We start from the raw sequence: 25,482 nt of genomic DNA, 5'->3' as shown, positions 1-25,482 counted from the left end.
GGCATTAGCAAGCTATTGCTTGAAGTGCTTTTTCTTTAAAGCTGTCATTTACAACAAATTTTGTCTTATAGACAAAAATTTGAGCCGTATTTTCATTTTTTATCTTAATAACAAGACGCTTATCATTGTTTGTGCCACTTTTTATATGTTCGTTATAGCCAAGATTATAAAGGCTAGTTATCTTATCTTTGCTAAGCTCACTAAGGCATAAAAGCACCTCTAGCTCAGCATATTCTCTTGCTCTTTGAGGCATGCTAGATTCTTCATTTTTAGAAAATTTAGAGTTTTGTTTTAGTTTTCTTGTTTTAAAGTCTAAATTTTGCGCATCTTCTAGGCTATAAACCTCGTTTAAATTTGTCCTTACAAATTGATCATCTTTTGTGATATTTATCCTAAAAGCATAAGGCAGGTCGCGTTTTGCTTCATCTTTTACTATATCTTCGATGTTACCAAGCTCTCTTTCAAAGACTGCGATCTCGATATTTCCATGAAAATCAAGCACGTTTATAGTGCCCATTTTCTTGCCGCTTTTGGTTATCCTTGTGCTAAAGTCTTCGATCTTGCCAACGACTAAAATTTCAGCGCTTTGCGGCAAGCTCTCAAATTCTGAACTTAGAGTGTATTTTATCTTATTAATCTCATCTTTATAGTCATCAAGTGGATGACCAGAAAGGTAGATACCAACGCTCTCTTGCTCAAATTTTAAAATTTGTTTGATGTCAAATTCATCATTTATCGTGACAAAATTTATCTTCACATCGTTCATGCTCTCATCTTCGCCGAATAAACTCTCAACTGCATTTTTACGGATCTGCGCAGCACTTTTGCAAGCTTCTATGATATTTTCTACATTTTGCATAAGCATCTTACGACTAAAGCCAAACTCATCAAAACATCCGGCTTTTATAAGGCTTTCAAAGACCTTTTTATTTACTTTAAATGGATCTATCCTTGAGACAAAGTCGTCCATACTCTTAAATTCGCCATTTGCTTCACGCTCAGTGATAATATTTTCAATAGCCGCTCCACCAACGCCTTTAATCGCACCAAGCCCAAAGATAATGCCGTCATGATCGCCATTTTTAACGACGCTAAATTCTTTAGTTGATTTATTTATAGATGGCGGCAAAGTATCTATATTTATGCGTTTTATCTCATCGATATAGCGAACGATCTTATCGACGTTGCTCTCTTCGCTTGTAAGAAGTGCAGCCATAAATTCAGCTGGATAATAGGCCTTAAGATAAGCTGTTTGAAAGGTAACATAAGCGTAAGCTGCGGAGTGAGATTTATTAAAGCCATATCCTGCAAATTTTACAATTAGCTCAAAAAGATCGTCTGCTTTTTGTCCATTTAGCCCTTTTGCCTCAGCACCTTTTACAAACTCGCCCTTTAGCCTATCCATCTCTTCTTTGATCTTTTTACCCATCGCACGGCGTACAAGGTCCGCCCCGCCAAGGCTAAAGCCGCCTATGGCTTGAACGATTTGCATAACTTGTTCTTGATAGACGATCACGCCGTATGTTGGCGCAAGGATCGGCTCAAGCTCTTTAAATGAGTAGGTTATCTCTGCCTCGCCATGTTTTCTTTTGACAAAGTCATCGAGCATGCCACTCTCCATCGGTCCTGGGCGGTAGAGCGCTAGCATCGCGACGATATCCTCAAAGCAGTCTGGACGCAAGCTAGTTCCTAGCTTTCTCATGCCCTCGCCCTCGATTTGGAAGATTCCTATCGCTTGGCCGCTTTGTATCATTTTATAAACATTAGAATCGTTTTTATCGATCTGCTCCCAAATAATATCCTTGCAAGTTCGTTGTTTTACTAGCTTTATGGCATTATCGATAACCGTTAGTGTTTTTAGTCCAAGAAAGTCGAATTTAATTAAATCCACATCCTCAAGATATTTAAGGCTATACTGCGTAACATAGCGATCTTCTGGGCTGTTTGGCTGGCGAAATAGCGGAGTTTTATTCCACAGCTCCTCATTTGAGATAACAACACCTGCTGCATGCTGACCGGCGTTTCTATTTAGCCCCTCAAGATCAAGTGCAAATTTCCAAATTTTAGCTGCCTTTGGATTTTGACTGATGAGCTCAGCTATCTTTGGCTCTTTTTCGTAAGCATCTTTTAGTGTAATACCAAGTTCATCAGGTATTAACTTTGCCATCGCATCGGCTTCGGCGTAAGGCATATCACAAACCCTAGCAACGTCTCTAATAACACCTTTTGCGAGCAATTTACCAAAGGTAATAACGCCAGCAACGTTAAATTTTCCATATTTTTGCGTAACATAGTCGATAATCTCGCCACGCCTACTTTGACAAAAATCCACGTCGATATCTGGCATGCTAACACGCTCTGGGTTTAGAAACCTCTCAAAAAGTAGGTTGTATGGGATCGGGTCAAGGTCAGTGATCTTTAGCGAGTAAGCGACCAAGCTACCAGCCGCAGAACCACGTCCTGGACCAACTGGCACACCTCTACTTTTAGCCTCATTTATGAAGTCCCAAACGATCATCATGTAGCCTGGGAAATTCATTTTATTAATTATGCCAATCTCTATCTCAAGGCGCTTTTTGTATTCGTCATGTAAATTTTCAGGGACAAATTTTAGCCTCTCTTCAAGCCCCTTTCTACATTCATATTCAAAAAATACAGCATCATTTTTAAAGCTATATCTATTTTCAGGCTCTGGAAGTGTTAAATTTCTCTCTTTGGCATATTCAAGAGTAAATTTAAAATTTGGCGGAGTTGGGTTGCCAAGCTTAATCTCAAGATTGCACTTATCCACGATCTCTTGGGTATTTTCTATCACTTCAGGGATATCTAAAAATAGCTCACTCATCTGCTCTTTGCTTTTGACAAAAAACTCATGAACGCTGTGACGAAGTCGATTTGGATCATCTAAAGTTTTGTTCATCGCGATACACATAAAAACCTCATGTGCGTCGGCTCGCTCTTTAAAAGTGTAGTGAGTATCGTTTGTGGCGATAACCTTTATGCCAGTCTCTTTAGCGATGCGTAAAATATCATCATCAATGCGTTTTTGATCGCCGATGCCGTGGCGCATGATCTCAAGGTAAAAGTCATCTCCAAAAATTTCTTTATATTCAAGTGCAACCTCTTTTGCTCTCTCGTAGCCCTTTGCGCCAAATTTGACGTTACGATCGCTTAAATTTAGATGCCAACTCACCTCTCCCTGCAAGCAAGCAGAGCTACAAACCAAGCCCTCACTGTGCTCTTTTAAAATTTTTTTATTTATACGAGGATAGTAGTAAAAGCCCTCGATGTAGCTCATGGAGCTAAGATACATTAAATTTTTATAGCCAGTCTCGTTTTTGGCGATTAGTATAAGGTGAAAACGCTGTTTAGTACTCTTGTCATCAAGCTGCTCGCCATTATGTACATAAGCTTCGATGCCAATTAGTGGTTTTATCCCCTCTTTTTTCATCGCCTTGTAAAAATCTATCGCTCCAAACATATTGCCGTGATCAGTAATCGCCGCTGCTGTGTCGCCTCTATCATGAAGTACGTGAGCTAGCTCTTTTATCTTGTTTGCTCCGTCTAGTAGGGAGTATTCGGTGTGTAAATGCAGGTGTGTAAAGCTAGAATTTTCACTCATTTTTTATCCTTTTTTAATGAGTGGATTTTACAAAATTTTGGCTAATAAGGTGCTTGATGAAAACTTAATGGGAGCTTTAAAATTTATAGAATTTGTAGTTTGTGGCTAAGAACAAAGCGCGCCATCATCTAACGCACTATGCTATTAAGGTCTTGTAAATTTTAAAATTTCATGAACGAGTAATTTCGGCTCTAAAATTTGAGCTAAGTGGTCAATGAAGCCAAATTTAGTAGTCAATTTTTGCGAGCGAATGGAATTTTAAAATCTATAAAGTGAAAAAGAAATAGATCGCGGACTAAGCCGCAATCCATTATAGATAAACTGGGATATTTGTGTGTTCTAAGAAAAATCTTGAAGTGCCACCAAGCACCATTTCCATAAGACCATTTTCACCATATCTGCTAGCAACGATTAGATCAGCATTTCTATCAATAGCTGCTTTTAAAAGCGCTTCACCAGGTATCATCGTAGTAGCAATCACTTCAAAAGTGGCCGATATGCCATGAATTTTGAAGTACTCTTCAAGCTTTTTAAGATTTAGCTCAGCATTGTCGCCAAGACTTGCTTTTGAGGTAATGCACTGAACCTTTTTTGCCTTTTTTAAAAGATCGATCGAGCCTGTTAATGCCCTTGAGCTTTGCGTCGTACCAGTCCAGCTAACAAGGATATTATCGGCTTTAAACTCACGCATTTTTCTAGGGATTACAATCGCATTTTTACCACTTTTTAAAACAGCTGATTCAAATGTACCAGTGATCTTTCCATCAAGTGGTACAGCAGCCACTACTAGATCGCAAAATTTACTTTCTTGCTCAACTATGGCACTTCTTTTGCCACTGTGAATCGTAAAATTTGCAGTGCAAACATCTTCAATGATTTCACTAGTTACTTTTATGCCAAGCTCAGCACAAATTTTATTGAAAATTTTCTCATTCTCTTCATGCTCGACAGCTAGTTCAGATTTAGCTGATTTTAGAAATTCTTCAAAAAGCACTCCTCCACGAAGCGTCATTTTCATATTATAAACTACGCTTGGGTCAAGCTGGCAAGTCATAATTTCCATATGTGTGTTAAACCACTGAGCAACCTTTAGGGCACCATAAATTCTTGGCTCGATATCGTCTCCAGCTCCTATTGGAAAAAGCAACTTTTTGTATTTCATCATCTGTCCTTTAAAATTTATTCAACCAAAGAGAGCGAAATTTTATTTCCTTTTTGCTCGCTCACACATACTTTGACCTGATCACCTACGTTTAATGGAGTTTTTATCTTTGAGATGTGAAGCAAGCCATCAATGCCATCTTTTAGCTCGATAAACACACCAAAATCAACTACGCTCTTTACAGTTCCCAAAAACTCATCACCGATATTAAAATTTGGTTTTGAACGCTCTTTGTCGTGTTTAAAAGGCTTTTTGCCAAATGAACGTCCATTGTCTTTTGAAGTGATAGAGATGATGTAATCTTTTGCGGCATCGACATTTTTCTTTGCTCCACCTGCGATTTTTACCTCGCCTTTTTCTCTATCAAGATCGATTGAAACTTCAAATTTCTCAATAATCTCTTTTATAGTCTTGCCAGCTTGTCCGATGATGTCTACGATCTTGCTTGGATCGACACTAAATAATTCAAGCTTTGGAAGCACATCTTCATTTATTTCTATATTTTTATCCGCTTCTGTCATCAAAGATAAGATATGCTCTCTACCACGTTTTGCTTGATAAAGTGCCTCTTTTAGCACTTCTAAGCTAATGCCACCAAGCTTAATATCCATCTGAAGTGCTGTGATACCATCGCTTGTACCCGCTACTTTAAAGTCCATATCGCCGTCATGATCTTCAAGCCCCATGATATCTGTTAGCACTGCGTGTTTATCGCCTTCAAATATTAATCCCATAGCGACACCTGCGACAAGTTTTAAAGTATTTACGCCAGCTGCTCTAAGTGCAAGCGAGCCACCACAAACGCTAGCCATCGAGCTTGAGCCGTTGCTCTCTAAAATTTCTGAAACAACTCTTATTGTGTATGGAGAAGCTAGATCGATACTTGGCGCAAGGGCACGTTTGGCCAAATTTCCATGTCCAAGCTCGCGTCTACCAGGAGCTTTTAATGGGCTTGCCTCACCTACGCTAAAGCCTGGGAAATTGTAGTTAAACATAAATTTTTCTACAAAAGGCACTTTTTCAGTGAGGATGTCATACATTTGAGCGTCACTGTCAGTGCCAAGAGTAGTGACAACTAGGGCTTGTGTCTGTCCTCTTGTAAAGAGGCATGAGCCATGTGCATTTGGAAGCACATTTGTTTCGATACTAATAGGCCTAACCTCTTCAAGACCACGTCCATCAGCTCTTACGCCCTCGTTTATGATCTGCTCTCTAACGATTTTCTTTTTATATTTACCAAGGACATTTGTGATGACAGCCTCATCCCAGCCCTCTTTTTGAGCTACCTCATCGCTTGAAATTTGTTTCGCGATCTTGCTAAGTTCGCTCGCGCGCTCGCTTTTTGCCATTTGATTGATCGCATTTTTGACTTCAGCTTTATAAAATTTATCGATATAAATAGCGATATTTTCATTTTCTATCTCAGGTTTTAGCTCAAGCGCAGCGTCCTCTTTTTTATGCTCTTTAAATGCTTCTTCGTAAGCACTGCTAGCTCTTAATATCGCCTTACCAGCAAAATCAATCGCTTCAACCATCATATCTTCGCTAAATTCGTTCATTAGCTGTTTTTGAGCCATGCTATCACTTAAGCTCGGATCTATCATCGGCTCGATTGCAACCATCGGGATAAGCTGCGTAGTTTGCTGAGGTAAGCTTCTCATCTCGATCATCAAAAGCTCATCTTTTGTTCCAGCTACATAAAGATCGATCGCACTCTGTTTTAGTTCAGAGTTGCTTGGGTTGATCACAAATTTTTCATCTATATAACCAACTCTAACACCACAAACTGGGCGATTTACAGGGATGTCGCTAAGATATAGTGCAACTGAGGCTGCATTTAGACTTACAACTTGTAAATCAACCTCAGGATCGGCTGAAAGTACCATTACAACTATTTGAGTTGGATATGCGTAACCTTTTGGAAAGAGCGGTCTAAGAGATCTATCGATGATGCGAGCTGTTAGCGTTTCAAAGTCGCCTGGCTTTGTCTCGCGCTTAACGTAACCACCTGGAATTTTACCAGCGGCGTAAGCTTTTTCGATGTACTGCACCGTTAGAGGTAAAAAATCCTCCTCAACTTGTGTGTCCTCTCTTGCAACAGTTGCTAAAACTACGGTATTTTTCACCCTTAAAAGTACCGCTCCGCTAGCTTGTTTTGCTACTTTATTAAGGTCAAAAATTTCAACCTGATTATTGACTTCTATACTATATTGCATTATTTTTATCTCCTTGTTGTTTTTGTAACGGCAAATAATAAGGGCTCTCTTCTAATATTGACATGATACGCTCACTCGTAGCTTCGATCTTTTTCTCGTAATACGAATCCACATCGATAAAATCAACGATCTTGTTTATCGTGTAAATTTCATCAACCATATCATTTAAATTTGTAAAGACATCAGTAGCAATCACTGGCGTTGCGTATGAGATGGATTTTACCTTCACATCAAGCAACGTCTTTATGCAAATGAGTGCCGTCATACCAGTCTCGCACCCCTCATCGATTAGTAAAATATTTTTATCTTTTAGCTCTCCTATCAAATTTCCTTTTCGGTATTTATAAACGTTTTTTAAAATTTTCTCTTCATATTTTCTATGTGCTTCGCCGTAAATATAGTCATAGCTTATATTAAAAGCCTTTATAAGCTTATCATTTAATACTATATCTTCTGTCTCGCTAACTATTGCAACGTCGCATTCGCTATTATTTGGCGCAGGTATTGGCTCGCTAAAGAGCATCTCGTAGCTTAAATTTAAGCTCCTACAAACTGCATCTGTGAGTATAACTGACTCAAGCGACATACAAACAACTATCGTCTTTTTATCTACGAGCTCTTTTTTTGGCAAAATTTCAATTAGCTTGCTAGCTGCTTCTAATTGATCCTTAAATTTAGCCGTTATCATTTAGTTGGCACTCGATTTTGTGCTGCTTTGCGAAAAGTCATAGTGCAAACCACCCATTGGATAGAAATTTATCGTGAAATAAATACCATTTTTTCTGGTTGATGCTGAGCCGTTTATTGTTGTTGTTGGCTCGACATCTTGTTGATAAATTATCCCGTAATTCCAGCATTTTCTTTGATGAAGTACACCAACTCTCCAGCTTTTTGTGTAGCTTCGCTCGATATCATATTGCCAGCCGCCAATAAGACTATATTGATGAGGTAATTTTACTCCAAGACCACTTGTAAAATAGCTATCTTTTGTTGCACTATTTTTTATTTTGCTATCATTTTTCTTCATGGTGTGAAGCATATTTAGCCAAAATAAATCATTTGTGTATGAAAATCCGCTTTGTATCTTTTTAAGCTCTTTGCTCTTGTGCGAATACTCAAGCTTATTATAAAGGCTTAAATTTTCAAATGGATATAGATAGATAGCATTTTTTAAATTCGAATATTCATCTTCTTTTGTGTAATATCCTTGAGAAATACTATGTTTTATAATCTTTCTACCATTAGAGTTAAAGAAATACTGAGTCAGATAACCAGAAATTTCTTCCTTACTCTGCTCTTGAGTCAAAAAATTTTCATACTCATTTAGATTTTTATCATAGATAAACTCATCATCTAAATTTCCTTTTCTATAACCTGGTAGTAGGTATTCGGCCCCAAAATTTAGAGTGTGATAAAAGCTTTCATACGCTTTTGCAAGGTCAGTGTGAAGAGTAAATTTATGGTAATTATTTACAAAATTTGTATGTTTATCTTCTCTTTTATCATCAAATGAATTTATCTTATTCTCGTAATTTATTCTTGAAGCGTATAGATACTCGTAAAATGAAAAAGTTAAGCTATCATCAAGCAGTGGCACATGCACTGAAGCTGGAAGCGTAAATTCATACTGAGTCGCTCTAACTCCTATTTTTCTATCATATCTATGTGACTGAAGATCGAGTGAATATAAGATATTTGGCAAGACAATATTATCTGTAAATTTATGATACTGAAGCGATGGAAGCTCTTGAAGCGTGTCTTTGTTCTCATTTTTTGAGCCAATTTTTTCAGTGTCTATGTAGTATTTTGCATAAGCACCAAAATAATGATCGTCATTTGCAATGAAATAGTTAAATTTAGAAGTTACAAGCGAATCATAATCATCATCTCTGCCCTTTAAATTTAAATAATCTATATCATTTAGCTTCGTTGCGTCTATCCAAATTCCCTCTTGTAAATCTGCTTCACTAAGGTATCTTATAAGCTTATCTCTTTCGTATTTTAGTCCAATACCTTTATGTGTTTTATTTTTTAGTTCAGCCTTATTTGAAGTCTTACTTCTTTGTCTATCTTGATAGCTTTTTTTATCGTCAAACATACCAAAGCTGATTTCACCCCTTGAATCAGGCGACTCAGTAAATCTAAATGCACCATAAATTCCAGCACCTCTGTTTGTTCTTATCTGCGGATCAAGCTCGAAGTCCCACTCATTATAAGGTGCAAAATAAATCGGCTGCTTGTAATAAAAACCTTCAGATTTTCCGTATCCAAGTTCAGGCGGTAAAAGGCCTGTTCTTCTTGTGGTATCTGTTGAAAAACCAAAATATGGCAAATAAAAAACTGGCACATTAGCTATACGAAAGACTGGATTAAAAAGGTGTAAAAATTTGCTTTGTTTATTTAGCATAGCTGAGCTTGAGGTGATACTCCAGTCAGGATCTTGAACATTACAGCTTGAAACCATCGCTTTTTTAACTCTATAGTACTCACTGTCAGAGCTGCTCTCATCGCTTCTCATCCATACTTCCATGTCTTTATTCATCATAAAAAGCGATTCAAAAGCAGTGTCATTATTTTTTAAATTTAGCTTTGCATAGTTTGAGCGAGAGACTTCGCTCTTTCCTTTCATCATGTTGACATTTCCAAAGAGCTCTATAACCGAATTATTTTGATCATAAACTGCACAATCAGCTGTTACAAGATAATCTTGTGAATATACAACGACGTTTTTATTGGCCGTGACAATGCCTTTATCTTGCTTTACATCATCGGCCAAAAGCTGCACATCTTGCACAGCTGCACTTAGACTTAAAATACATACCGGAACTAAAAATAAAATTTTACGCATTTATCACCACTGTTTTTGCTATTTTGTCTTGCCAAGTTTGCCTAGCTGGATTTGCAAATGCCCATGCAAAACCAAGATAAAAACAAGCTTCACTAACCAACCTAAAAATCGCTCTTACCAAGCTTGAAACAAAATTTGGTCTATCTAAAATTTCTACATTAATGCACATCGTCTTTGTTAGCATTTGTCCGAGACTCGCGCCATAATACCAAACAAAAAATGCATGATATATAATCTTTAATGCGACTATTTGCCAAAAGAAATTTAAAGTCAAATTTCTGGCTTCATCATAGCTCATAACCGACAAAAAGGCATCCCAGTAAATGATCAAAAACAAAAAAGAAACAATACATTCATCAATTGAGTAAGCTAGCACTCTTTTTGAAAATGGCGCTAGAGAAATTTCTTCTTTTTCAAGTTTTTCAACTATCTGCATACTCATTTTAATGCCTGCCAGGCAATATCTTTTCTATAATGTGCTCCATCAAATTTTACATTTTCGCAAAGCTCATAAGCTCTATCACGTGCCTCTTTTATGCTCTTCGCAGTGGCCACACAGACTAATACCCTGCCACCATCTGCATAAATTTCTTCATCTTGCTCACTAACACCAGCATAAGCGATGTGAGCATCTTTTACATCATTTAAAACTGAAATTTTAGCTTTTGGGCTGCTTTTATACGGATAGTCCTTACTAGCCATTACGACACCAACCGCAAATTCATCTTTTAAGCTAATAGGCTTTAGCTCTCCCTTTGCAGCATTTAGTAAAATTTCACTTAGATTTCCGTCAATTAATGGCATCAAGACCTCGCACTCAGGATCGCCAAATCTCACATTAAACTCAAGCACATAAGGCTCATTTTTTACGATCATAAGTCCTACAAAAAGCACTCCACAAAATGGACTGCCCTCGTTTTTCATCCCTTTTAAAGTGGGTTTTACCACCTCTTCTTCAACTCTTTTTATCAGCTCTTTTGAAGCAAGCGGACTTGGAGCATAAGCGCCCATACCGCCAGTATTTGGACCCTCATCGTTATCAAGCAGGCGTTTGTGGTCTTGTGCCACTGGCAAGCTTACGAAATTTTCGCCGTCACAAATAGCAAAAAAGCTAAGCTCAAAACCATCTAAAAACTCTTCAACCACCACAAATTTACCAGCATCACCAAAGCTAGCTCCGCTTAGCATGTCACTAACTGCCTCTTTGGCCCCCTCTTTAGAATTTGCGATTATAACGCCTTTTCCGGCACAAAGACCATCTGCCTTTACGACCATCGGCGCGCTTAGGGTATCAATAAATTTAAATGCCTTTTCTTTATCATCTGTGTTTAAATATTTTGCAGTTTTTATGTTATTTCTAGCTAAAAAATCCTTCATATACACCTTGCTAGCTTCAAGTCTAGCAGCTGCCTTGCTTGGTCCAAAGATGAGCAAACCCTCTTTTTTAAAGATATCCACTACCCCTTCACTAAGCGGTGCCTCAGGGCCTACGATAGTTAGAGCAATATCATTTTGTTTAGCAAATTTTGCAAGCTCATAAAAGTCTTTTATGTTTAAATTATCACCAAGGCGTGAGGTCGCACCATTTCCCGGTGCAAAGTATAAATTTATATTTTTTTCACTTTTTAGTTTTAGAGCAATGGCGTATTCGCGGCCGCCACTTCCTATTATGAGAATATTCATTTCATCTCCGTAAATTTAAAAACCCGAGTGGGCGTCGCATAGAAGAGTGGCCCATAAACAAAGCCAATCTTGCAAATAGATGGATACCAAACGGTTGCAACTTCTCGCCTTTTCAGACTCAAACGAAGCCACATCACAAGGCACCCATACCTTTTCGCTAACAAAAAAGTGTTGGACCCCGTAAAATGCTGACTCGCTTCACTCAGGCAATAAAATTATATAAATTTTTTGCTTAAAGTAATGTTTTGGCAAGCGCGATACAGGCGTTTATATCTTGACTTTGGCTCACTATTGGCTCGGTAAATTTTAGCTCTTTTGCAGTGACCTTTCCAATGCTTATCGCTTGATAGCTCTCATCCCAGCCAAAATTACTAAGAAAATTTTTGACATTTAGCGGAGAAGTGAAGATTAAGATACTATTTTTTGGTGGTTTTAGCTCCATTTTGCAAGGATTTAAGACATTTTCATAGGCGACGATTGCCTTTATATTTACGTCGCCATTTTGCAAAATTTCTAAGAAATTTGAAGCACTATCTTTACCTTTTAGATAAAGAACTTTTTTACCTTTTAAAAGTGGCAAAATTTCTCTTGCGAAGTCATCTCCGTGAGCGTTCTTTCCGGTATAAATTTCGCTAAATCCAAACTCTCTTGCGGCCGCCGCACAACTATTTGCGATGGCAAAGACTGGCAAATTTATAGGCGAAATGCCATTAAATTTTAATGCATTAAAAGCATTTTTAGAAGTAACTACCAGCACGTCATAGTCACTTAAATTTAGTTCAAATTTTAAAAACTCGATCTTGCTAACGCTTAAATTTACAACGCTCTCATCAGTCGTTTTTGTATTTGAAATAAGATAAATTTTACGCAACTCTTTTTAACCTAAAAAATGATATCAAAGCAAGTAATGTGCAAGCTAAAATAACAATAGAAGTCGAATAAAATATATCGCCAAGCCCAACTAGCGGAGAGACGACGCCGCCTAAGAAAAATGGACAAAATCCAAGTATCGCTGAGGCTGAGCCTGCGTATTCTCTGCCTTCGTTCATAGCTAGCGATGAAGCAGTTGGTAAGACAAATCCTGTAAAAAGAAGCAATAAAAAAAATGCGATAATGACGCCGATCACTTCAAATTTAGAGCAAAGTATGAAAGCAATAAAAATGCTAGCAAACAAGGTGCCAAAAAGCCCGGTTTTGAGCGCTTTTCTCTCATTTAAAAGACTAGCAAGCCTTGCTCCTATAACAAGCCCTAAACCATTTGAAGCAAAGCAAAAGCTATAGCTTACTGGACTTAGAGAATAAAATTCTTGAAAGATAAACGAAGATGACGCTATATAAGCAAACATCGCACCCATCGCAAATGTCTGAATGCTTACAAAAAGTATAAATTTTTTCTTTCTTAAAATTTTGCCAAAAACACTATAAGTCACTAGCAAAGGCATTTTTAAGCGATTTGACTGACTTAAGCTCTCTTTGAAATAAAAATTTGCGATAAAAAGCAAAATGCCAATGATAGTAAGCGCCATAAAGATGCCACGCCAGTCGGTAAATTTAAGTAGAAAACTACCGCCAATTGGTGAAAGTATCGGGGCTAGACCATTTACGACCATCATAAGGCTAAAAAATTTAGTCATCTCGTGACCCTTATAAAGGTCGCTCACAACGGCTCTTGAGATGACTAAGCTACCAGCACTCGCAAGCCCTTGAATAATTCTCATAAAGATAAAAAACTGGATATTTTGCGAGAAAAATATAAAAACAGTGCTTATCGTATAGACGATAAGCGAGATAGTAAGTGGCGTTTTTCGTCCAAATTTATCACTTATTGGGCCAACTATGAGCTGACCTATGGCTAAACCTGCCATCGATGTCGTGATCGTTAATTGCGTAGCTGTAACACTTGTTTTAAACCACTCGGTAATAGCCGGAAGTGCTGGCAAATAAAGATCTGTAACAAATGGTCCAAAGGCAGAGAGAGCGCCTAAAAATAGCAACAAAAATAGTTTGGAATTTTCTTTTTTCATAGTTTTTCTTTTTTTTGGAGCGATTATATTATGGTTTTACTTTTTGCTTTATTAAGTATAAATTTACTATTGTTACTATAGAGAAAAAGCCCTAAAAATAGGGCTTGGTATTACATTTTGTCTTTAGTGACGATTAAGAGCATTTTAAATTTATCTTTTATCTTTAATCCGTGTGGTATTTTGCCTGGAAGCACGATGGTATCGCCTTTTTTGATATCAAAATGTTCATCACCAATAGTTAGCTTCATCTCGCCATCAAGTGCGATAAGTAGTGCATCGCCTGGAGCTGCGTGAGTTGAGAGCTCTTGGTCTGTGTCAAAACTAAGTAATGACATTGAGCCGTTTTCGTTCTTTACGAGCGTTTTGCTCACGATTTTGCCTTTTTCGTATTCGACTGCATCAACTAAGCTAAAAATAGCTGCCTTAGGTAAATGATCTATCATTAAGTCCTCCTTAAAATCAATTGAAATATATTTCGTTGGTTCTTTAAAAACTAGCTTGCGCCACACTTTTTTCTCTATCAGGCAAGCTTGCTCATTGCCTATATGCATCTGCTTTTCGCCATAGTATAGGCTAGCACCGCCCTCTACAACCCATGCAAGGCTGTCGCAAAACAGCATCTCATGATCTAGTTCCTCACCCGTATCAAAAGCAAATACATCGACATGAGCATTCTCGCAATCAAAAATTCTCTTGCTAACGACGCTTTTAGAAACAACTTTCGTGTCAGTGTTTAGATTGTAAATTTTACTCATTTTTCTTCCTTTCGTAAATTTACGCGTCATTGTAGCTAAAATTTTCGGAGGATTTGTTGATAAAGGTTATCTCTTTTAGGCAAATTTAAGCCATTTTTTTACAAATTTACGTAAGCCCAGGAAAGCGTCTATCTAGCACCCCTTTGACCTGTTCTAACCAGACCTTTCGCTTAGCTTCGTCACTGTCTGCGACCACTCTAAACATCAGCCGCTCAAAGGTTTTCACGCCACAAAAATCGAAAATGCAGCTTTTCCAAATTCTTTCCAGCGGATCGCCGAATATCTCGTTTTCTCTGGTCTCTGGGGTATTGGATGTGTTAAAGACTACGATGGCTTCAGCTTTTAAAAGCCCTATCGGAAGCCCGCCGCCGTTATCGCCCGGCGCAAAATCGTAAGCTACTCCTTGCCTTAGCACGCGGTCGATCCAGCCCTTTAGGATGGCTGGCGGCTCGCCCCACCAATTTGGATGAACGATCACGATACCGTGAGCGCTTACGATATCTTTTTGATGCGCCTTTAACAGCTCGTCGTCGCTTTCATCGCTCACGAGCTCGGCACCGCTAAGGATCGGATTAAATTTCTCCTTATATAGATCGTGAAATTTAACTTCGTAGCCGCTATTTTGCAGCTTTTCTGCTGCTACGTTTGCAATAGCCGCATTTAGACTTCTCTCGTAAGGATGCGCTAAAATGATGCAGATTTGTTTCATCTTATTCCCACTCTATCGTTGCAGGCGGTTTGCTCGAGATGTCGTAAACTACGCGGTTGATGCCGTCTACTTCGTTTATGATGCGGCGAGAGACGTTTTCTAACAGGTCGTACGGTAGGCGTGAGAAGCTAGCCGTCATGCCGTCGCTAGCATCCACTACGCGCACGCAAACGGCGTTTTCATAGGTGCGGTTATCGCCCATTACGCCGACTGAATTTACGTTTAGAAGCACGCAGAACGCCTGCCAAGTTTTGTTATACCAGCCAGTACTTTTTAGCTCATCGCGCAAGATCACGTCAGCTTTGCGAAGTAGCTCTAGGCTTGGTTTATTTACCTCGCCCATGATGCGGATCGCAAGGCCCGGTCCTGGGAAAGGATGGCGGAATACTAAATCACGGCTTAGTCCAAGCTCAAGGCCTAGCTTTCTAACCTCGTCTTTAAAAATTTCTCTTAGTGGCTCAATAAGCTCAAAAGTCATCCAATCAGGCAAACCTCCAACGTTGTGGTGGCTCTTTATCGTCTTGCTTGAGCCAACAACTGAGCTTTCGATGATATCAGTATAAAGAGTGCCTTGAGCTAGAAATTTCACATCACCATGCTTTTTGGCCTCTTGCTCAAAAATTTCTATAAAGGTCTCACCTATGATCTTGCGTTTTTTCTCAGGATCTATCACACCAGCTAAGCGGCCAAGGAAGATCTCGCTCGCGTCTATGCTAACTAGCTCAACGCCAAGCTTTGTTCTAAATGTAGCTTCAACTTGCTCTCTTTCGTTTGTTCTAAGAAGTCCGTTATCAACAAAGACAAGGATCAAATTTTCAGGCACAGCAGCTGCTAAAAGTGCCGCAGTTACAGAGCTATCCACACCGCCACTAACTGCACAAAGCACCTTGTGAGTGCCCACTATTTTTCTGATCTCTTCTATCTTATTTTTAGCGAAGCTTCCCATGTTCCACGTGCTCTCGCAGCCGCAAATATATTTAGCAAAATTCTTTAAAATTTGCGTGCCATACTCGCTGTGTTGCACCTCTGCGTGAAACTGGATCGCATAAAATTTTCGTTTATCATCGCCAAAAGCACAATAAGGCGAATTTTCACTAATAGCGATCACTTCAAAGCCCTCTGGCAAGTCCTTTACGTAGTCACTATGACTCATCCATACGATTTGTTTTGAAGGTGTATCTTTAAATAGCTCATGCTCTTTAATAACGTTAAGCTCTGCCTTGCCGTACTCTTTTTGATCAGCCGCCAAAACCTCAGCCCCATGCGTGTGAGCAAGTAGTTGCATGCCGTAGCAAACGCCAAGTATAGGGATGTTTAGCCCAAAGACACCACTATCACAAAAATAAGCATCTTTAGCATAAACACTAGCTGGGCCGCCACTTAAAATGATACCTTTTGGCTCTTTCGCCTTTATCTCACTAAGCTTTGCATTAAATGGCAAAATTTCAGTGTAGACGCCCTCTTCTCTTAGCCTTCTAGCTATTAGCTGAGTGTACTGCGAACCAAAATCCAAAACTATAATCGTATTGTTCATTTATAACCTTTTAAAAATAGATATGAAAAATTTCAAACTGCACATACCAAACAATGATCGATACGATATATCCTAGAACCACCATCCAAGCGTATTTCATATGTGCACCAAAGGTATAAATTCCTTTTAATTTACCCATTACTCCAACACCAGCCGCTGAGCCAAAGCTGATCATCGAACCACCAATACCAGCAGTTAGTGTCACTAATAGCCACTGACTCATTGCCTCGCCTGCATCAGCTCCCATTGCTGGATTTGCTTTCAAAACAGCTGACATAACAGGGACGTTATCAACGATTGCTGAAAGGAAGCCAACGCCAATATTTACAGCAGTTGAGCCAAATTTATCATAAAGTGATACAGCGTAATTTAAAAATCCAGCAAAATGAAGAGCGCCAACTGCAGCTAAAATTCCAAAGAAGAAAAATAGTGTGTTGTTTTCGATCTTTGACATATAGTGAAATACATGCATTGGCTCTTCATTTTTGTGAGCTTTTTTGAAATAGTAAGTATAAAGGCTGAGTAGCGAGAAGCCAAACATCATTCCCCACATCGCTGGCAAGTGGAAAAGCTGATGCATCATAACAGCACAAAAGATAGTAAATGCGCCTATAAAGATAACCGCTTTGCCACCTTTTTTCATAACCACTTTTGGCTCGTTTGCCACATCAAAATGTGGTGCAGTACTTGGCACTACACGAGAAAGTAAAAATGCCGTTACAAACCAACCTATGATAGATGCTGGGAAAAGTGCGAAAAAGTCGACAAACGGTGCTTTTCCAGCAGCCCAAGCCATAAGCGTAGTGATATCGCCAAATGGACTCCATGCCCCACCTGCATTTGCTGCTACGACGATGTTTATTGCGCCAGCCACTAGGAAATTTGTATTATTTCTATCTATCGTTAGAAGAACGGTTGAAAGAATAAGCGCTGTTGTTAGGTTATCAGCTACTGGGCTTATAAAAAATGCTAAAACACCAGTTAGCCAAAACAGCTTTCTATAAGTATAGCCTTTTGATACGAGATTATATTTAAGTGCGTTAAATACGTCTCTTTCTATAAGCGCTTCGATAAATGTCATCGCCACCATCAAGAAAAATACGATCTGAGCAATCTCTAAAATCAGGTGATTTACCTCATGTTCAAGCGAATGCACATCCATGCCATTTATAAGCATATAAATACCGATAAGTAGAAACATGAACGTACCGATAAAAATAGCAGGTTTTGCCTTATCAATGTGGAAATTTTCTTCCGCTGCTATAAAAAAATATCCAACAACAAAAATTATAAGCGATAAAATTCCTGCCCATGTAGTAGTTAAGTCAATAGCTGCGGTTTCTCCATCAGCACCAAAAGCCATCGCGAAAAACAAGCCTAGAAGTCCAAAAAACCTCATTATACTCTCCTTGTAGAATAAAAAATCTTGGTATATTACTTAAATGAGCCTAAAAATTAGGTTAGTTAAAATTATTAAGCTTACATTACATTTTTATTTAAATACGAAAATTTTACTAGATTTTGTTTATCTTGTCAGTTTTCTTTTCTTTTACGGGAGCATTTCCATAAAATGGATCATCTTTATATCCACAACCGCTAAATGCAAAAAGAGTAAAAATTAAAATAAAAGATGATAAGATAAGCCCATGAAAAACGCTAAATTTTTGATAGATACTATCCACGAAAATCCTTTGTATAAAGAAAAATTAAGCATGGCAAATGAGTGCCAACAGCTTTTAGAGCTTATGGGGAAAGCAAAACGATTTTATATAGCTTTTTGCTACGTTAGAGAAGGTGTTTTGACCTTTGTTCTTACTCATCCCACTGGGCTTTTAGAGCTTAGGCGTGATAGTAGTATAAATGATATAAAAAGGTTATTAAAAACCTTTTGCAATTTTAATAAAAATAGCGTTTTTAACAGTATTCTTACTCCAAAACCTATTAACGAAATCAACTATACAAAGAACAAAAAAGAAGAAAATATAAGATTTGTCGTGAGCAAATTTTTAAAATTTTTTAATCAAAAAGAGCAAGGTGCTATCTTTTATGCGCCAGCTAGTAAAGGCGAGTTTAAAAATTTAGCAAAAGACGAGCAAATACACCAAAAATTTGAAGAGCTAAGAGAAATTTTGCTCAAGAAAAATGAGCAGGCAAGATGCTAATAGACGAGATAAGAACGCTTCCAAACGAGCCTGGCGTATACCAGTATTTTGACGCGCAAAACAGACTCTTATACGTTGGCAAGGCCAAAATTTTAAAAAATAGGGTCAAAAGCTACTTTAAATTTACCCCAAGCCTAGCTCCGGCTGAAAAACTAAGCCCTAGAATTTCAAAGATGATAAGCGAGGCGGTGCATCTTGAATACATCGTCACGCCAAGCGAAGCAGACGCTCTAATACTTGAAAATTCTTTCATCAAGCAGCTTAAGCCAAAATACAACATCTTGCTTCGTGACGACAAGACCTACCCTTATATTTTTATAAATTTAAATGATGATTTTCCAAGATTTGAGATCACTAGAAAGGTGGTAAAAGGCTCGAATATCCGCTATTTTGGGCCATATTTTAGTGGAGCTAGCGAGCTGCTTGAGGCACTTTATCTAAATTTCAACCTCGTTCAGAAAAAATCCTGCATCAAAGGCAAAAAAGCCTGCCTTTTTTATCAGCTAAAACGCTGCTATGCCCCGTGTGAAGGCAAAATTTCAAAAGAAAACTACGCTAAGATCGTAAACGAAGCTATCGCGGCCTTACAAAATCCAAATTTGCTCATCGCTCGCCTTGAAGAGCTCATGCTAAACTACGCCAAGGCCGAAGACTACGAGCAAGCAGCCGCGACTAGAGATAAGATGCAAACGCTTAAAAATATGCAAACAAAGGTCGAGGTCGATCTTGCTAAGCTTGAGGACTTTGAGGCATACTCGGTCGCTTGCGTGCACGATATGATCTGTGCGGTGAGATTTAGCGTACAAAGTGGCAAGATAACTGGAGTAAAAACTGACATCGCGCAGGCTAAAAACGCCCAAAAAGATGAGATAAACGAGGCTTATAAGCAGGCTATTTTAAAAAGCTTCATAGCTGGTCAGCCTATTATTAGCACCAAAATTTACGTCCAAGAGGACTTTGAAGATAGCAAGCTGGTGGAGGAAATTTTAAACGAGAGATTCGAACGTAAATTTAATATCGCATGCCCAAAAATAGGCGATAAGCGAAAAATTTGTGAGATCGCCACCAAAAACGCTGAAGTTAGCATCGAAAAATACCTAAAAACGCACGATAATGAGCTACTAAATGAGATAAAAGAGTACTTTAACCTAGCTCACACGCCTTACGTAGTCGAGGCATATGACAACTCACACCTTTTTGGTGAGGCTAGCGTTGGAGCGATGGTGCGCTATGAGCATGGCGAGTGGGCGAAGCAAAACTACCGCCACATGCACTTAAGCTCTAAAAACGACTACGATCAGATGAAAGAGAGCCTAACAGCTAGAGCACTTAGATTTGACAAGCTTAGCCCGCCTGATCTTTGGGTTATTGACGGAGGCGAAGTGCTTTTAAACTTAGCCTGTGAAATTTTAGCAAGTAGTGGCTCAAATGTCGATGTGATAGCCATTTCAAAAGAGAAGATCGATGCCAAAGCTCACCGCGCAAAGGGCGAGGCAAAGGATAAAATTTACACAAAAAATGGTAGCTTTAGCCTAAGTACGAGCGATAAAAAGCTTCAGTTTTTTCAAAAAATGCGTGATGAAAGCCATAGATTTGTCATCAGCTTTCACAGAAAAACAAGGCAGAAAAATGATATGCAAAGATCAATTCTAAAGCAAGCTGGCGTATCTGAGGGCAGTATCGCGAAATTAATCAGCTTTTACGGAAGTTTTGATAAAATCAGCGAAGCGAATTTAGACGAAGTGGCAAAAATAACAAATAAAAGCGTAGCAGAAAAGCTTGCAGTACTCAAAGAAGGAAATTTGAAGTGATAATATATGATGAAAATTTAAAAATATCTGCGATAACGCAAGATTCACTTGAGCTATTGGGTTTTGATAGTTTAGATGATTTTTTGTTGCAATACAAAGATATAAGTGAGCTAGTCATAACAAGCCAAGAAAGTACAAACTACAGCTTCTTGGAATTTTTACAAAATACGAAAGATAATAGTGCTAGAGTAAATTTAAAAAGAAAAGATGGTGGTGCGATCTTACTAGAAGCGAGATTGCAAAATGCTATTTTAAAAAATGGCGAGAAATTTTTTATCGTTCTTTTAGAGAAGCAAGACATAATAAACAACCAAAATCTAATAGCAGCGGTAAAAGTAAAACCTACATTAAGACTGCCTGTTTTTAAACTAAACGCATGGTATCTTTTTGACACGCAGACACAATCACTTATCGATGATTCCTGGTTTGAAACATCGCTTAAAATACTAAATTTAAATAAAAAAGATTTTGCATCCTATTTAAATATATTTTTGCACAACGCAAGAGAAATTCTTATCCAGATCCAATCAGCCATAATCGCAAAAGACGAGATAATGCTCAAAAAATACGTAGATGAGATAAGGGAAGCTGCATTAAATTTAAAGCTTAATAACCTTGCAAATGAGCTTAACGCTCTTTTAGATAACAATCAAAATGGAAAAATGAAAGAGATGTCTCTTTTTACCAAAAGACTAATCGAGATAGAAAATATCGTCAAAAAATATAGCAAAAAGAGTATCCATGAAAAATAATAAATTTTATATATTGTTAGCGCCAATAATAATTTCAGCGATCTTTTGCGCATATAGCGGAAATGAAAGCTATAAAAAATTTACAGATCTAAAAGATCTAAATGAAAAACTATATAAACAATCCTTAGTATTTCAAACTATAAAATCTGTAATACAAGAGCACGATACGCTAATAGGCAAAAGCCAAGAAGATATAAGAAGGTTGCGGGATAACACTTTAAAAAATACACAAAAATTTATAAATTCTATAAGAAAAGACGATCGCACTGAGATACGAAATATAAATAAATTAAAAGAATTGCTAGCAAATCTTAACCAAAATGATAAATTTGATGAACTATTTTACGAATTTTTCCAAAATATAAATGGAGAAATAGATAGCGATTTTAAACAAGATTTAGACCGAGACTTTCCGCTTATAATAAAAGCTTATGCCGCAACTTTAAGTAAAATTTACAATCAACTCTCTTTAGCAAACAACACCAAATACTACGTAAAAAATATCTTTATAAATGGCCCTTTATTTTCAATAAATAGTAATGTGAGAGAAAATATATATTCCGTAAAGGACAACACGCCAAATCTTGATATGCTTCCAAAAAGTGAGCTAAAAGAGAATATTTACAAAGACTTTAATCAGTTTGAAGCCAACTATCAAGCTAAAAAAATAAGAGAAACTAAAGCCAAGATCGCATTTTCTGAAAAACTAAATATCGAAGATATCATCTTAATCAAACAGTATGAAGATGATAAATTTATACTTTTATTAGATAGTGCCATAAATATAAAAAATGAGCTGTTAGAACTTACCAAGAGCGAGAAAATAAGCTTTGGTATAAAGACCTTTTTTGAGTTTTTGCTTTGTGGCTTGCTCATTTTATCTTTGCTTGGTATTTCTGCTAGGTTGAAATTTTTAAAGATACTTATCGATAAGTCAAAATACATATCGAGTTATATCCTATCATCAAAAGAGATAAGTGCGGATAACGCGATATCAAAGCTCATAAAAACTTATGAAGATCTAAAAGAAACCTATATAAAAGATAGCAGCTTTTTTCAGATAAAAGATAGATATATTTTATCAGTGAGCAAGAAGCTAGAGTCTATTAATAAAGAAATTTTTACATCGACCGCGGCTTTAAAAATAGAAACAAATAATAGCAAAAAGCAAGTATTTATAGACACGATAGAAAAAAAAGCAAATATCATGACTTCGCTTTATAACAATGCTAAAAATATCTCAAATGTTAAAAAATATAGCGAATGCAATAAAACCGAGATATTTGATCCTCAAAAAAGCTTTGAAGAAATTTTGCAAGCAAACATTGTCTATTCGCAAAGCAAAAAGATAAATTTTATAAGCTACCTTGATCCAAGCCTTACAAATGAACTAGAAGGAAATCTAAATTCATTAAAAACCGCATTTAACTCTATCTTTTTGGCATCTTTATCAATGTCTTTAAGACATCAAAACATTATCATCGCTATCAAAAAAGTTCAAAAAGAGTTTGATAGAAGCGGACTTTGTTCTGTAAGCTTTAGCATAAAAAATAGCTCAGCTGCCATGAGTGAAAAGCAAATTTCAGATATATTTTCAGATGATGAGAATAGCTTAAATAATGATGAGAGCGAGTTTTATCTAAAAATCGCTCAAATTTATTTAAAAAATTTAGAAAGTAAGCTGGAGATTAACTCATTTCCAAGTATTGGCAATGAGTTTAAATTTGTAGTCATCTTTAAAACAACATCAAACTATAAAGACTTTGATATAAAATGCAATCATAAATTAGCATTCTTGCAAGATGTAAATGTCGCTTACAACGAAGCTTTTGAGCAGACTACAAAAGACCTTGGGCTCAAAGTAGATATGCTAACAAGCACTAGTCCATCTATTACAAAAAATTATGATGCTATATTTTTAAGAAACACCAATAAGCAAGGCCAAGATATTAAAAATCCGCTCATTTTAAAAGATCCGCTAACTCCGTTAAGCATTACAAGGCTACTTTGCTTAGGCGAAGCTGATATTATGAATAAAAATTTAAACGATAAACCAAAAATTTTAATCTGCGATACTAACGAAATTTACATAGATATAACAGCAAGTGGTTTTAGTAAATTTAACTGTGAAGTTGTTGGAGTTTGCAATAAAAAAGATCTAAAACAAGCCATAAAGCAAGGTGATTTTGACCTTATATTTGTTGGCTCAAAATTTTTCGAAGCTGAAAAAAATAGCCTTCAAAAAAATCTTGATCTTATAAAAACAGCCATACAAAATGCGAAAATTCCAATTATACTAATGCTTTCAAATACTTCAAATATAGATGGAGACAGCGTCAAAGAATACTTCAATGCCTATATAAAAACGCCAATAAATAGCGACGAACTGGCTCAAATTTTTAGAAAATTTTTGCCAAATTTTGGTGAGATTGCAATAGACGAAAGCTATCTAGCAAAAAGCGAAAATATTATTTTATTTAAGAAATCGCCAATGGAAAATAAAATATTTAGCTCAGCTTTAGGGGAATTTTACAACACACTTGAAACCACAAATAGCTTTGATGAGCTATTAACAAAGATAAAAACCAAAACTTACGGTATCGTTCTTATAGATGAAAACGTAAAAGGCTTCAACTACGAAGAGCTAACAAGAGTTGTTGATAAGATAAGACAAAGCCAAAAGGTTGATACAAGAGTGCTGATATTTGGCGCACAAGAAAGAAGTGAATTTCCTTTTGTAAAAGTGCTAGCTAAAAATATCACAAAAGCAGAGCTTTCAGCTACCGTAAGAGAGCAAATCGATTCTATGGGCACTAGCTACGCTAAAAGCTCTTATGAATTTATTAAGTTTAACGCCTAAAACTCTTTTGCGTTATTTTTAAATACATTTAGCACGCTTGCTCGCTTATGGCAAATTTCAGCGTATTCTCTTTCGCTCTTTGAGTCGTAAACTATACCAGCTCCAGCCCCCACAAATACATCACTAAAGCCATTTTCACCTGACACAAAGATGGCTGAGCGAATAAGAATAGCAACCTGAGCATCGCCATTAAAATGTAAAAATCCAATGCCGCCGCCATAGATATTTCGCTCAGAAATTTCAAGCTCATTGATTATCTGCATAGCTCTTATTTTTGGTGCACCACTTAGTGTGCCAGCCGGAAAGATACTAGCTAAGACATCAAAAAGATCAAGCCCTTTGGCGCACTTGCCATAGACATCGCTTACGATATGAATTACTTTTTCATATTTTTGGATATGCATAGCATTTTTTACAGCTACGCTTTTTGGTTCCGAAACCCTGCCGATGTCATTTCTAGCAAGATCAATTAGCATTTTGTGCTCAGCCAGTTCCTTTTCGTCACTTAAAAGCTCACTTTCAAGTGCTGCATCTGCATTTGCATCGCTTCCTCTAGGCCTTGTGCCTGCAATTGGTGCCACAAAAATTTGCTCACTTTTCATCTCAAAAACAAGCTCTGGCGAAGAGCCAACCACATCGCCATAAGGTGTAGGAAAATGAAACATATATGGGCTTGGATTTGTAAGTGAGAGCTTTTTATAAAAGTCTAGACTGCTCATATTCGTTGAAATTTCAAGTAATTCACCAAGCACCACCTGAAAGACATCGCCGCTTCTTATATACTCTTTTGCTAACTCAACCATATCCTCAAAGTGTTTCTTTTCTTTACCAAGATCGGTTTTTATACTAAATTTACTCTGCTCTTTACTTTTACATTCAACTTTCATATCAAGCAAAAAGTCATAATATTTATTCTTATCTCCATAAAATGTATAAATTTTACTCATCTTGTCAAAGTGTAGATAAGCTTTTGCATCGGCATAGATAAATTTTGGAAATTCGTACTTTTTAGCTTTCTCTTCTCCGATATATTCAAAATATCTCACACCATCATAAGCAAAAACGCCAAAGAGCCCAGCAAAAGGTGCGAGTGATCTGTTACGATTAGTATCAAAGTAGCTTCTAAGTCCGTAAAAGTCCATATCTTTTTCGTCAATATATTCGCAGTCGATGCCGATTATCGTTTGCGTCTTGTCTTCAGCAAGGTAGCTATTTTTAAATTTCTTTCTGATCGCTTCATAATAAAAAAGTGGTTGTTCTAAGAGCATTTTTTTCCTTTAAATTTTTGATGATTATAAAAAAAGTTCGCTTTTACTTTTTAAAATTTTTATCAAATTTCTAAAT

19 protein-coding genes are annotated in these 25,482 nt (G+C 37.2%); 4 read left to right on the top strand and 15 right to left on the bottom strand.

The annotated features are described in order from the left end of the window. Positions 1–4 precede the first annotated feature (4 nt). The 14 genes from dnaE to CVS84_RS09520 all read right to left on the bottom strand — a co-directional run bounded on the left by dnaE (position 5) and on the right by CVS84_RS09520 (position 18,235). Positions 5–3,622 carry a DNA polymerase III subunit alpha gene (dnaE, locus tag CVS84_RS05185; RefSeq protein WP_107691441.1) on the bottom strand — a complete coding sequence of 1,206 codons (3,618 nt, stop codon included), beginning with the start codon at positions 3,620–3,622 and terminating at the stop codon, positions 5–7. A 310-nt stretch (positions 3,623–3,932) separates the two neighbouring features. Continuing rightward, complete coding sequence (locus tag CVS84_RS05175; RefSeq protein WP_021091781.1) at positions 3,933–4,784, bottom strand: universal stress protein; 852 nt, start codon at positions 4,782–4,784, stop codon at positions 3,933–3,935. A gap of 17 nt (positions 4,785–4,801) precedes the next feature. Further along, on the bottom strand, positions 4,802–7,000 hold the full coding sequence (locus CVS84_RS05170) for a polyribonucleotide nucleotidyltransferase (protein ID WP_021091746.1): 2,199 nt from the start codon (positions 6,998–7,000) through the stop codon (positions 4,802–4,804). Continuing rightward, the gene (locus CVS84_RS05165; protein ID WP_021091548.1) at positions 6,990–7,688 is read right to left on the bottom strand and encodes a hypothetical protein; all 699 of its coding nucleotides are present in this window, start codon (positions 7,686–7,688) and stop codon (positions 6,990–6,992) included. Before CVS84_RS05165 ends, CVS84_RS05170 begins: the two co-directional genes overlap by 11 nt. Further along, the gene (locus CVS84_RS05160; protein WP_107691440.1) at positions 7,689–9,848 is read right to left on the bottom strand and encodes an LPS-assembly protein LptD; all 2,160 of its coding nucleotides are present in this window, start codon (positions 9,846–9,848) and stop codon (positions 7,689–7,691) included. Beyond that, positions 9,841–10,290: an RDD family protein gene (locus CVS84_RS05155; protein WP_107691439.1), complete on the bottom strand. Its 450-nt coding sequence runs from the start codon at positions 10,288–10,290 to the stop codon at positions 9,841–9,843. The genes CVS84_RS05160 and CVS84_RS05155 overlap by 8 nt, the downstream gene beginning before the upstream one ends. Further along, positions 10,287–11,531, bottom strand: coding sequence for a phosphoribosylamine--glycine ligase (gene purD, locus CVS84_RS05150; RefSeq protein WP_107691438.1), 1,245 nt, complete (start codon positions 11,529–11,531; stop codon positions 10,287–10,289). The genes CVS84_RS05155 and purD overlap by 4 nt, the downstream gene beginning before the upstream one ends. 232 nt (positions 11,532–11,763) lie before the next feature. Beyond that, complete coding sequence (locus CVS84_RS05145) at positions 11,764–12,402, bottom strand: uroporphyrinogen-III synthase (protein ID WP_107691437.1); 639 nt, start codon at positions 12,400–12,402, stop codon at positions 11,764–11,766. Next, a complete protein-coding gene (locus CVS84_RS05140; protein ID WP_107691436.1) occupies positions 12,395–13,555 on the bottom strand; it encodes a multidrug effflux MFS transporter in 1,161 nt (386 codons plus the stop codon). The genes CVS84_RS05145 and CVS84_RS05140 overlap by 8 nt, the downstream gene beginning before the upstream one ends. Positions 13,556–13,665: 110 nt before the next feature. Continuing rightward, positions 13,666–14,310: a cupin domain-containing protein gene (locus CVS84_RS05135; RefSeq protein ID WP_107691435.1), complete on the bottom strand. Its 645-nt coding sequence runs from the start codon at positions 14,308–14,310 to the stop codon at positions 13,666–13,668. A 106-nt stretch (positions 14,311–14,416) separates the two neighbouring features. Then, entirely contained in the window at positions 14,417–15,019 is a 603-nt protein-coding gene (locus CVS84_RS05130; RefSeq protein ID WP_107691434.1) for an NAD(P)H-dependent oxidoreductase, read from the bottom strand. Between the two features lies 1 nt (position 15,020). Continuing rightward, positions 15,021–16,553, bottom strand: coding sequence for a glutamine-hydrolyzing GMP synthase (gene guaA / locus CVS84_RS05125; protein ID WP_107691433.1), 1,533 nt, complete (start codon positions 16,551–16,553; stop codon positions 15,021–15,023). A gap of 10 nt (positions 16,554–16,563) precedes the next feature. Further along, complete coding sequence (gene nhaD, locus CVS84_RS05120; RefSeq protein ID WP_107691432.1) at positions 16,564–17,952, bottom strand: sodium:proton antiporter NhaD; 1,389 nt, start codon at positions 17,950–17,952, stop codon at positions 16,564–16,566. Between the two features lie 115 nt (positions 17,953–18,067). Further along, the gene (locus CVS84_RS09520) at positions 18,068–18,235 is read right to left on the bottom strand and encodes a hypothetical protein (RefSeq protein WP_199906111.1); all 168 of its coding nucleotides are present in this window, start codon (positions 18,233–18,235) and stop codon (positions 18,068–18,070) included. Between the two features lie 30 nt (positions 18,236–18,265). Between CVS84_RS09520 and CVS84_RS05115 the strand changes: the two genes are divergently transcribed. From CVS84_RS05115 to CVS84_RS05100, 4 genes are read left to right on the top strand one after another with little or no spacing between them, the layout of a single operon-like run. Then, entirely contained in the window at positions 18,266–18,715 is a 450-nt protein-coding gene (locus CVS84_RS05115) for a hypothetical protein (protein ID WP_107691431.1), read from the top strand. Further along, positions 18,709–20,526, top strand: a complete 1,818-nt coding sequence (gene uvrC / locus CVS84_RS05110; protein ID WP_107691430.1) for an excinuclease ABC subunit UvrC — start codon at positions 18,709–18,711, stop codon at positions 20,524–20,526. The genes CVS84_RS05115 and uvrC overlap by 7 nt, the downstream gene beginning before the upstream one ends. Further along, entirely contained in the window at positions 20,523–21,278 is a 756-nt protein-coding gene (locus tag CVS84_RS05105) for a hypothetical protein (protein WP_087577586.1), read from the top strand. Before uvrC ends, CVS84_RS05105 begins: the two co-directional genes overlap by 4 nt. Further along, entirely contained in the window at positions 21,268–24,138 is a 2,871-nt protein-coding gene (locus tag CVS84_RS05100; RefSeq protein ID WP_107691429.1) for a response regulator, read from the top strand. The genes CVS84_RS05105 and CVS84_RS05100 overlap by 11 nt, the downstream gene beginning before the upstream one ends. Here the strand turns inward: CVS84_RS05100 and CVS84_RS05095 are convergent. Further along, entirely contained in the window at positions 24,135–25,406 is a 1,272-nt protein-coding gene (locus CVS84_RS05095; RefSeq protein ID WP_107691428.1) for an anthranilate synthase component I family protein, read from the bottom strand. The genes CVS84_RS05100 and CVS84_RS05095 overlap by 4 nt on opposite strands. Between the last annotated feature and the right edge of the window lie 76 nt (positions 25,407–25,482).

Origin of the sequence: Campylobacter concisus (assembly GCF_003048575.1) — a bacterium.
GTDB lineage: Bacteria > Campylobacterota > Campylobacteria > Campylobacterales > Campylobacteraceae > Campylobacter_A > Campylobacter_A concisus_U.
The sequence above is the reverse complement of the archived record's forward strand: the minus strand, read 5'-3'. Positions and strand labels throughout refer to the sequence as shown.